Consider the following 9,327-nt stretch of genomic DNA (forward strand, 5'->3'; position numbering starts at 1 on the left):
GCGCATGCCCATGCCGGCACCGCCCCGCCCGTCCTGCTCTTCGCCGAGCATGGCCATGGTGTGGGCCTTGGTGCGCACCCGCACGGCCCATTCGGGCTCCCACGGGGCCTTGGGATTGGCGGGACGTGGCGGGTACACGATGTGGCTTTCGCCGCCATAGGCCATCATGCGCAGCATGGGCGTGCCCTGCTGGCCACCGCTGGCGGCGAAGATGCCCTGGGGAATGGCGCACTGCGTGGCTTCGGCCGGCAGCAGCACGCGGTCCTTGGTCCAGCGCTCGATCGTGGCGTTGGGCAGGTAATCAAAAAGGCCCATGCCGGTATCGGGCGTCTCGGCGCTGGACCAGAGCACCAGGTCGTCTCCGTTCTGCGACATCGCATGCAGGTAGTAGGCCCGGGCGTTGCGCACGGGCTGCCAGCTCGTGCCCATGCTGTCCTGGGGCTTGCCGGTGGTGCGCAGCTCGATGGCGGGCATCAGGTCTTGCGCGGGGCCCAGCGTGAACTGCATCGACGCGGGCACGCCCTCGCCCAGCACACGGTGCTCGCCGACCAATGAACTGTCCTTCGACAAATTCACCTGATTGCGCTCGTTCGGGTACAGCGCATAGGCCGGCCCCACGCGGGCGCCGCGGTCGGGCACTGCGCGGCCGGCAAACGCTGCGGCATAGTCCGATGGCTTGGCGCGCGCCAGATCGACCACACGGGGTTGCCCCGCGCGCACGCTGGCGCCACAGCCCCAATACACAAGGATGCGGCCCTTGGGCTGGTGCTGCTGGTATTCCTGGGGCACGTCACCGGGCTCGCTCTGGGTAGGCTGCGCCTTTGGCGGCACCAGGGGCAGGCTCTCGCCCATGCGCATGCCGGGCGGGATGGCCTGGCGGGCTTCGACGCCGGGGCGCAGGCTGTTGTGCAGTGCGATGTCCACGATGCGCGGCGGCATCACGCCCATGCCGCGTGCGCCGCCATAGGCCGTGGCATTGCCGCCCATGCCGGGTGCACGGCCACCGCCCATCAGCCCCCCGAGCAAGCCGCCGCCAGCGGGCAGCTCCATCTCGGGCATGCCGGCCATGGTGCCCGTGGACAGGTCGATCCACAGCTGGGTCTTGGGCGGCTTGGCGTTCTGGGCGTTCTGGGCGCCCGCCGCGAGGCTGAGCAGGCACAGACCGGCGGCAAGCGCGGTGGAACGGTGCAACAGGCGTGAAGGATGCAGGGAGCGCAGGGGCGTCATGGTTGTCTCCTGAGTGAAGGGGCACCCGGAGAAAACGGAACCGGTGGGAGGGGCGCTGCCGCCCGCCCCGCCTTAGCGCCGAGGGCTCACCCGGGTGAGTGAACGCTGCGCAGTGTAGGCGGGCATCGCAGTCCGTTACAAGCGCCTGCGGCGCCCCGGCGCAGGCTTGTGTGCGCTATTTCACACACCCACCGGAAATGCCGGCACCGGGCCGGCAGGCCGCCAGGCGCGCGCAGCTCACGCGCCGGCGCGCAGCCGGTCGATGAGCCCGTTCAGGGCCTCGAGCGAGCCGAACTGGATCGCCAGCTCGCCCATGTCTTCCACGCGGCCGTTGCGTTTCACGCGCTTTTTCACACGCACTTCGACCTCGGCCATGAGCAGGTCGGACAGCTCTTCTTCCACCCGCTTGAGGTCGCGCGACTTCTCTTTCTTGGGCCGGGGCGAGACGAGGTTGAACTCGGCACCGATCTTCTTGACCAGCGCCTCGGCCTCGCGCACCGACAGCTTTTTGGCCGCGATCTGGTTGCCGGCCGTGATCTGCGCCGCGCGGTCCAGCGACAGCAGCGCACGCGCATGGCCCATGTCGATGTCGCCCGCCATCAGCATGGTCTGCACGGGCTCGGCCAGGTTGAGCAGACGCAGCAGGTTGCTGGCGGCACTGCGCGAGCGGCCCACGGCCTGCGCGGCCAACTCGTGCGTCAGGCCGAACTCGCGGATCAGGCGCTGCAGGCCCTGGGCCTCTTCCAGCGGGTTCAGGTCTTCGCGCTGGATGTTCTCGATGAGCGCCATCGCGGCGGCGGACTCGTCGGGCACATCGCGCACCAGCACCGGCACTGCGGCCAGGCCCGCCAGGCGCGAGGCACGAAAACGCCGCTCGCCCGCGATGATTTCGTATTTGCCCGCGTGCTCGCCATCGGTCAGGCGCCGCACCAGGATGGGCTGCATGATGCCCTGGGCCTTGATCGACTCGGCCAGCTCGTACAGCGCGCCTTCGTCCATGCGCGTGCGCGGCTGGTACACGCCGGGCACCAGCTCGCTCAAAGGCAGGCTGCTGGGCAGGCCCGCTTCGGCGGCCTGGGCCTGCTCCACTTTGTCTTCGACCTTGGGGCCGAGCAGGGCTTCGAGGCCTCGGCCGAGGCCCTTGGGTTTTTTGGTGACCATGCGAGAAATTCCTCTGAGTTCTAAGAGTTGTGTGCGGCCTTTTGGCGGCGCTGGCGGCCGCGCCACAGGCGCAGCCACACTCCCAGCGCCAGGGTGAGCAGCAGCGCGGCCAGCAGAAACTGCCCGAACGCGCTCACCACCACCGCCCCACTGGGCAGCAACCAGGCCAGTACCGTGGGAATGGCTTCCGCCAGCCAGTCACCGTCGATTTTTCGCTGCGCGCGTGGGGCGGATACGGTGCCGGGCAGCCCGTCCACAGACGGCGCAGGGGCCGTTTGCGCCAAAAGGTCCAGCGGCTCATGCCCCCGTAGCGAGCTGCATCAGCCAGCCCCGCCCCTCGACCCAATCCCCCAGCCCCGATTCGGCATTGATGTGCCCGCGCTCGCCATAGTCGATAAATCGGGCGCCCCAGTCAGCGCCCAGGCCCTGCACGCGCTCATAGCTGCAATAAGGATCGTTGCGGCTGCCCACCAGCACGGCGGGGAACGGCAGGGACTGGCGCGCAATGGGCGCCCAGCCGGGAATCACCTCGGCCAGATCGGGCCGCTCCACATCGCCCGGGGCCACCAGCAGCGCGCCGCGCACCTTGGCCGCATGGCGGGTGTGCGCCGCCCACCAGGCGGTGAGGATGCAGCCCAGGCTGTGCGCCACCAGCACCACGGGGCCATCGGCATCGGCCACGGTTTCTTCGAGCCGCGCGGACCAGTCGCCGCGCAGGGGGCGCATCCAATCGTGCTGTTCCACGCGGTGGTAGCCGCGCAGGGCCTCCCAGCGGCTTTGCCAGTGGTCAGGGTCGGAATTCTGCCAGCCGGGCAGGAGCAGGACGTTGGATGGCTTCATTACTATTAATTCAATAGCTGACAACGCTTGTGCATCAAGCACCTGGTGCCGTTTTGGCCATGGAAGTGGTTGCAGAGGGCATGGTCTGCACGCGCTCGACCATCTCCTGTGCGAATTCGATGAACGCATGGCTTCCCTTGGCTGCGGGGTCGAACACCACGCCGGGCAGGCCGTAGCTGGGGGCCTCGGCCAGCCGCACATTGCGGGGGATCACCGTGTTGAACACCTTGTCGCCAAAGTGGCCCTTGAGCTGGTCGCTGACCTGCTGTTGCAGCGTGATGCGGGGGTCGAACATCACGCGCAGCAGGCCGATGATCTGCAGGTCGGCATTGAGGTTGGCATGCACCTGCTTGATGGTGTTGACCAGATCGGTGAGGCCCTCGAGCGCGAAGTACTCGCACTGCATGGGCACGATCACGCCATGCGCGCTGCACAGCCCGTTGAGCGTGAGCATCGAGAGCGACGGCGGGCAGTCGATGAGCACGAAGTCGTAGTCGGCATCCACCTCGGCCAACGCGGCCTTGAGGCGCTTTTCGCGGTGCTCCAGCGTCACCAGCTCCACCTCGGCACCCGCCAGCTCGCGGTTGGCGCCCAGCACCCAGTAGCCGCATTTATCGGCCAGCACCGCCGCCTCCTTGATCGAGGCGGATTCGAGCAGCACGTCGTACACCGTGAGATCAAGGCTGCGCTTGTCCACGCCCGAGCCCATGGTGGCATTGCCTTGCGGGTCCAGGTCCACCATCAGCACGCGCTGGCCAATCTTGGCCAGGCCCGCGGCGAGGTTGACGGTGGTGGTGGTCTTGCCAACGCCACCCTTCTGGTTGGCAACGCAGAATATTTTGGCCATCAGAATGTTGCCCCCACGGTCGTGCATTTCGTGTCGCTCTCTACCCCCCAAAGGCGCCGCGTTTTGCCTGGGAGCGGCCCGGCGGCCACACGGGTCTGTCCGTACGTATGCATGGTGGTGAGGTAGTGGATCATTTGGAGATGGCCAGCTTGATGCCAAAGCCGATCAGAAAGACGCCCGCCACTTTTTCAAGCGCGCGGCCGATGCGGGGGTTGGCGCGCATGCGCTCGGCCAGGTGGTGGGTGAGCAGCACCACGATCAGGCCGTAGGCCAAGGTCAATGCAGCGATCGTGGCGGCCATGACACCAAAGGTGACGAGGCCCTGGTGGCGTGCGGGGTCCACAAACAGGGGGAAGAACGCCATGTAAAACACGATGGCCTTGGGATTGAGCAGCGTGATCAGCCCCGCTTGCTTGAAGTAATGGCGGGGTTCGATGTTCAGCACCGGCTTGGCGCCCGGCTTGGCCGTCAGCATCTTGAAGCCGAGCCAGGCCAGATAGCCCGCCCCCAGCCACTGCACGGCGTTGAACGCTGTGGGGTAGGTGGACAGCAAGGCGGCCACCCCCGCCACCGCAGCCCACATCAGCACCTGGTCGCCGGCAATCACGCCCATCGTGGCCGCCAGGCCGCCACGGACGCCACCCTTGCTGGTGGAAGTGATGAGCGCCAGGTTGCCGGGGCCTGGGATGGCCAGGAACAACACAATGGCGGCAACAAAGGCGCCGTAGTCTGCGATGCCGAACATGATTTCTCCTGAAGCGCGGGGGAGGGTGCGATGGAACGGGGCACCCGGGGGATGAGACGAGTTTACGCGACCACCCTGCCCCAGCCGCTGAAATGTCTGTGCCCAGGCGTTCTTCACTCCTCGAGCGCCAGGGTACGCCGTGGACCTGATGGACGGCAAGACACCCAGCTCAGCAATAGCCGCAGCTGTTGCCGGCTTGGTCAACGCAGCAAACGCCCGAGAACCCAGACCGCTCACAGACGCACGGTGCGGTGGTATGCGACGGGCATCCCGGTGATCAGGCAGGCCTCATCCACACAATGCAACGTTCGGCGTCGAGGCCGGGCACAGCGAGTTGTTCCACGTGAAACACGGCCACATCCGCAGGCAGCGCGGCGATTTCGTCCTCAGGGTGTTTACCCTTCATGGCCAGCCACACGCCATGGGGTGCGGCGAGGGCGCTGCGCGACCACGCCACAAAATCGGGCAGGGATGCAAAAGCGCGGCAACTGATGATGTCGAAGGGGGTGGTCAATGTCTCCACGCGCGCATGCACACCATGCAGGTTGCGCAGCTTGAGCGCCACGGCCGCCTGCTGGATGAACGCGGCCTTCTTGCCCACGGTGTCCACACAGCTCACATCCACGCCGGGGCAACAGATGGCGAACACGACACCGGGCAGACCGCCGCCGGAACCCACATCAAGCAGCCTCACCGCCTGCGCGCCACCCTGCCCCAAGGTTGCCACGTGCCGGCGCAGCGGCACCACGGCAGCCAGGCTGTCGAGCAGGTGGTGGGTCACCATCTCCTGCGGGTTGCGCACGGCCGTCAGGTTGTAGACCTTGTTCCACTTTTGCAGCAGGGCCAGAAACTCCATCAACCGGGTGATCTGGTCTTGATTCAGATCCAGCGACAAAGCCTGGGCGCCTGCTTCCAATTGCTGGTGCAGCGTGTCCGTATTCACCGCTGCACTCATGCTGCCTGGCCCTCCGCCTTGGCGGGCGAAGTCGGCGCTACGGCAAACTCTTTGAATCCGCCCTTCTTCAAATGCACCATCAGCAGCGAGATGGACGCCGGGGTGATGCCCGTGATGCGCGAGGCATGGCCCAGGGTTTCGGGCCGATGGCGGTTGAGCACCTGGCGCGCTTCGATACTCAGTGCCGTGACCTGCATGTAGTCCAGATCGGGCGGCAGGCGCAGCTTCTCGAAGTGCGCGGCACGCTCCACCTCGCCTTTCTGGCGGTCGATGTAGCCCGCGTATTTGGCGGCAATCTCCACCTGTTCCAGCACCGGCTCAGTCAAGTCACCCAGGGTTTCACGTGAAACGCCGCTGGATGCGTACTTGCCGCCATCCAGCGACATCAGGTTGGCGTAGCTCACATCGGGGCGGCGCAGCAGTTCGAACAGGTTGTATTCATGCTCAATGCTCTTGCCCAGCACGCGTTCGGATTCTGCCGCCGGCAGGTTGCGCGGATTCACCCAAGTGGCCTTGAGACGCTCTGTTTCACGTGAAACCGCATCGCGCTTGCGGCTGAACGCATTCCAGCGGGCGTCGTCCACCAGGCCCATTTGCCGCCCCACTTCCGTCAGGCGCATGTCGGCATTGTCCTCGCGCAGCTGCAGGCGGAACTCGGCCCGGCTGGTGAACATGCGGTAGGGCTCGGTCACGCCCTTGGTGATCAGGTCGTCCACCAGCACGCCCAGGTAGGCTTCGTCGCGGCCGGGCAGCCAGGGCGCATCGCCCCGGCACTGCAACGCGGCGTTGATGCCAGCAAACAGCCCCTGCGCAGCCGCCTCTTCGTAGCCGGTCGTGCCATTGATCTGCCCGGCAAAGAACAGGCCCTGGATCTGGCGCGTCTCAAAGCTGCTCTTGAGCGAGCGCGGGTCGAAGTAGTCGTATTCGATGGCATAGCCGGGGCGCAGGATGTGCGCGTTCTCCAGCCCGGGCATGCTGCGCACCAAGTCGTACTGGATGTCGAACGGCAGGCTGGTGCTGATGCCGTTGGGGTAGAACTCGTGCGTGGTCAGGCCTTCGGGCTCCAGGAAGATCTGGTGGCTGTCCTTGTCGGCAAAGCGGTTGATCTTGTCTTCCACGCTCGGGCAGTAGCGCGGGCCCACGCCCTCGATCTTGCCGGTGAACATGGGGCTGCGGTCAAAACCGCTGCGGATGATCTCGTGCGTGCGCTCGTTGGTATGGGTGATCCAGCAAGGCATCTGCTTCGGGTGCATGGTTGCGCTGCCCATGAAGCTGAACACGGGCACCGTGCCCTCGTTCACGCCGCCCGGCATGCCGTCGCCGGGCTGCTCTTCGCACTTCGAGAAATCGATGCTGCGCCCGTCGATGCGCGGCGGCGTGCCGGTCTTGAGGCGCCCTTGCGGCAGCTTCAGCTCCTTCAGGCGCGCCGACAGCGACACCGCAGGCGGGTCGCCCGCCCGGCCAGCGGCGTAGTTGTTCAGCCCCACATGGATCTTGCCGTCCAGGAAGGTGCCCGCCGTCAGCACCACAGTGCGGCTGCGGAAGCGGATACCTACCTGCGTCACGGCGCCCACCACCCGGTCGCCTTCCACCATCAGGTCGTCCACCGCCTGCTGGAACAGCCACAGGTTGGGCTGGTTCTCCAGCATGCGGCGGATGGCGGCCTTGTACAAAATGCGATCCGCCTGCGCCCGCGTGGCCCGCACGGCGGGGCCCTTGGAGCTGTTGAGGATGCGGAACTGGATCCCGCCCTCGTCCGTGGCCAGCGCCATCGCACCGCCCAGCGCGTCCACCTCTTTCACCAGATGGCCCTTGCCGATGCCGCCGATGCTGGGGTTGCAGCTCATCTGCCCCAGCGTCTCGATGTTGTGCGTGAGCAGCAGCGTGCGGCTGCCCATGCGCGCGGCGGCCAGCGCGGCTTCGGTGCCAGCATGGCCACCACCGACAACGATCACATCAAATTCCTGGGGGTACAACATGGGACAACTCCAGGGCCCATCGGCCCAACACCAACCAACATCCGATGCGCCAAAGCCATCGGCCCCCAGGCCGACCTTGTGCGGCATGCAGAGGGGAAACCCGCAATTTTCCCATCTTTGGCGCACAGACGCGGGCCTTGCCGCAGCCGCCCTTCTTGCGCAGGGTTTGTTTCACGTGAAACAGGACCACCTCGCGAACGCTGCCGTGCCGTGCAGGAATCCTGCCATGTCCCTGTGCTTCAATGGCACCCCATGTACATGCAGAACCAACTCCTCGTCTTTGCCGGCAGCACCCGCCAACAATCCTTCAACCGCAAGCTGGCCCAGGCCACCGCCGCCATCGCGCGCGATGCCGGTGCGCAGGTCACACTGCTGGAACTCTCCGACTTCAACATCCCCCTGTACAACGCCGACCTGGAAGCCCAAGGCACCCCTGCCGACGTGATTCGACTCAAGGAAATCCTGTGGCGGCACCCCGCCTGGGTGATCTGCTCGCCCGAGTACAACGGCAGCTACACCGCCCTGCTCAAGAACACCATCGACTGGACGTCCAGCCCCGCACAGGGCCATCCCGATTGGCACGACGGCACCAAGCCGTTCCGGGGCAAGGTGGTGGGAATGCTCAGCGCCTCGCCCGGCGCCCTGGGGGGCCTGCGCTCACAAAGCCACCTGGCGCCCCTGCTCATCAACCTGGAATGCTGGCTGGCCCCCAAGGCTTGGGCGCTGGGCTCGGCTGCCAACGCGTTTGATGAAGCGGGCACCCTGGTGCAGCCCGGCCACCGTGACCGCGTGCGCGCAGTGGTGGACCAGGTGCTGTGGGCGAGCGAGCGCCTGACCGCCGGAACGCCGTAGTACGGCCGCCCTTGCTCCTGCACCACCCGCTGCGGCGGACATAAATGGGTTGCACGGCACAGCACGCCTGCTAGCATGGTTGGCGCGTCCGGGGGGCCGCGCTCCATCACCAAAACACCAACAACACCATGCAACGGCAACTCTGGATTGCACTGTTCACAGTGCTGGGGGGCGTGTCGCACGCCCTGGCTGAAACAGGCGTCTTGACGGTCAACACCAGCTTTGGCAGCGTCTCTGCCGCACTGATGTCCGGGGCCACAGCGGTCCCCGCCACTTCTTGGTACATGCTGCTGACGGCAGCCCTTTTGATCGTGCTGGCCACCCGCAAGCGATTGCTGCGACTTCGCAGCACAGCCCCTCTGGCACTGGCCGCACTCATAGCCACCACCTTCGCGGCCACCCATTGGTACGGAGACGCGCAGGCAGCGGGCGCACTCAACCTCACCCCACCGCAGATCTTCACCGCAGACGGCGCTCAACAAACACTGCAAATGGGCAACCTGACGGGCCAACCGGTCAGCATCCAGGACATCCGCGTGCAAGGCCGCTTCACCCAAACCAACGGCTGCAGCGGCACCTTGTCCAGCGGAGCCCACTGCCCGATCACAGTGGCTTACCGCCCTGGCATCTGCCAGACATGCACCAGCGACAACTGCATCAACGGCGCCTGCCCGGGCCCCACGTGCACGGACGGCCAGCGCAACGGAACCGAGAGCGACGT

The 9,327-nt window shown here is 66.3% G+C and carries 10 protein-coding genes; 2 read left to right on the forward strand and 8 right to left on the reverse strand.

All coding sequences use genetic code 11. The features are described 5' to 3' along the window. The 8 genes from ACDELDRAFT_RS15360 to mnmG form a co-directional block, all read right to left on the reverse strand. Nucleotides 1–1,227, reverse strand: a 1,227-nt coding sequence (locus ACDELDRAFT_RS15360) for a hypothetical protein (RefSeq protein WP_005798436.1), incomplete at its 3' end; no start/stop codon positions are given. A 237-nt stretch (nt 1,228–1,464) separates the two neighbouring features. After that, nucleotides 1,465–2,388 (reverse strand): ParB/RepB/Spo0J family partition protein, encoded by a 924-nt coding sequence (locus tag ACDELDRAFT_RS15365; protein WP_005798438.1) that lies wholly within the window; start codon nt 2,386–2,388, stop codon nt 1,465–1,467. A 20-nt stretch (nt 2,389–2,408) separates the two neighbouring features. After that, entirely contained in the window at nt 2,409–2,672 is a 264-nt protein-coding gene (locus tag ACDELDRAFT_RS15370) for a hypothetical protein (protein ID WP_232504789.1), read from the reverse strand. 13 nt (nt 2,673–2,685) lie between these two features. Continuing rightward, a complete protein-coding gene (locus tag ACDELDRAFT_RS15375; protein WP_005798440.1) occupies nt 2,686–3,228 on the reverse strand; it encodes an RBBP9/YdeN family alpha/beta hydrolase in 543 nt (180 codons plus the stop codon). 34 nt (nt 3,229–3,262) lie between these two features. Next, nucleotides 3,263–4,075 carry a ParA family protein gene (locus tag ACDELDRAFT_RS15380; protein WP_040329453.1) on the reverse strand — a complete coding sequence of 271 codons (813 nt, stop codon included), beginning with the start codon at nt 4,073–4,075 and terminating at the stop codon, nt 3,263–3,265. A 130-nt stretch (nt 4,076–4,205) separates the two neighbouring features. Continuing rightward, a complete protein-coding gene (locus ACDELDRAFT_RS15385) occupies nt 4,206–4,820 on the reverse strand; it encodes a LysE family translocator (RefSeq protein WP_005798444.1) in 615 nt (204 codons plus the stop codon). Nucleotides 4,821–5,097: 277 nt separating this feature from the next. Then, entirely contained in the window at nt 5,098–5,775 is a 678-nt protein-coding gene (gene rsmG / locus ACDELDRAFT_RS15390) for a 16S rRNA (guanine(527)-N(7))-methyltransferase RsmG (protein WP_005798445.1), read from the reverse strand. Further along, on the reverse strand, nt 5,772–7,754 hold the full coding sequence (mnmG, locus tag ACDELDRAFT_RS15395) for a tRNA uridine-5-carboxymethylaminomethyl(34) synthesis enzyme MnmG (RefSeq protein ID WP_005798446.1): 1,983 nt from the start codon (nt 7,752–7,754) through the stop codon (nt 5,772–5,774). Before mnmG ends, rsmG begins: the two co-directional genes overlap by 4 nt. Nucleotides 7,755–8,006: 252 nt before the next feature. Here mnmG and ACDELDRAFT_RS15400 point away from each other — a divergent pair, with 252 nt between their 5' ends. Continuing rightward, on the forward strand, nt 8,007–8,606 hold the full coding sequence (locus tag ACDELDRAFT_RS15400) for an NADPH-dependent FMN reductase (protein ID WP_005798447.1): 600 nt from the start codon (nt 8,007–8,009) through the stop codon (nt 8,604–8,606). Between the two features lie 128 nt (nt 8,607–8,734). Then, on the forward strand, nt 8,735–9,327 hold a 593-nt coding region (locus tag ACDELDRAFT_RS15405), incomplete at its 3' end, for a hypothetical protein (RefSeq protein ID WP_005798448.1).

Origin of the sequence: Acidovorax delafieldii 2AN (genome assembly GCF_000175235.1) — a bacterium.
GTDB lineage: Bacteria > Pseudomonadota > Gammaproteobacteria > Burkholderiales > Burkholderiaceae_C > Acidovorax > Acidovorax delafieldii_B.

Coding starts and splice junctions, on each gene's coding strand:
- ACDELDRAFT_RS15365 (WP_005798438.1), bottom strand. CDS start 2,388: ATGGTCACCAAAAAACCCAAGGGCCTCGGCCGAGGCCTCGAAGCCCTG.
- ACDELDRAFT_RS15375 (WP_005798440.1), bottom strand. CDS start 3,228: ATGAAGCCATCCAACGTCCTGCTCCTGCCCGGCTGGCAGAATTCCGAC.
- ACDELDRAFT_RS15380 (WP_040329453.1), bottom strand. CDS start 4,075: ATGGCCAAAATATTCTGCGTTGCCAACCAGAAGGGTGGCGTTGGCAAG.
- ACDELDRAFT_RS15385 (WP_005798444.1), bottom strand. CDS start 4,820: ATGTTCGGCATCGCAGACTACGGCGCCTTTGTTGCCGCCATTGTGTTG.
- rsmG (WP_005798445.1), bottom strand. CDS start 5,775: ATGAGTGCAGCGGTGAATACGGACACGCTGCACCAGCAATTGGAAGCA.
- mnmG (WP_005798446.1), bottom strand. CDS start 7,754: ATGTTGTACCCCCAGGAATTTGATGTGATCGTTGTCGGTGGTGGCCAT.
- ACDELDRAFT_RS15400 (WP_005798447.1), top strand. CDS start 8,007: ATGTACATGCAGAACCAACTCCTCGTCTTTGCCGGCAGCACCCGCCAA.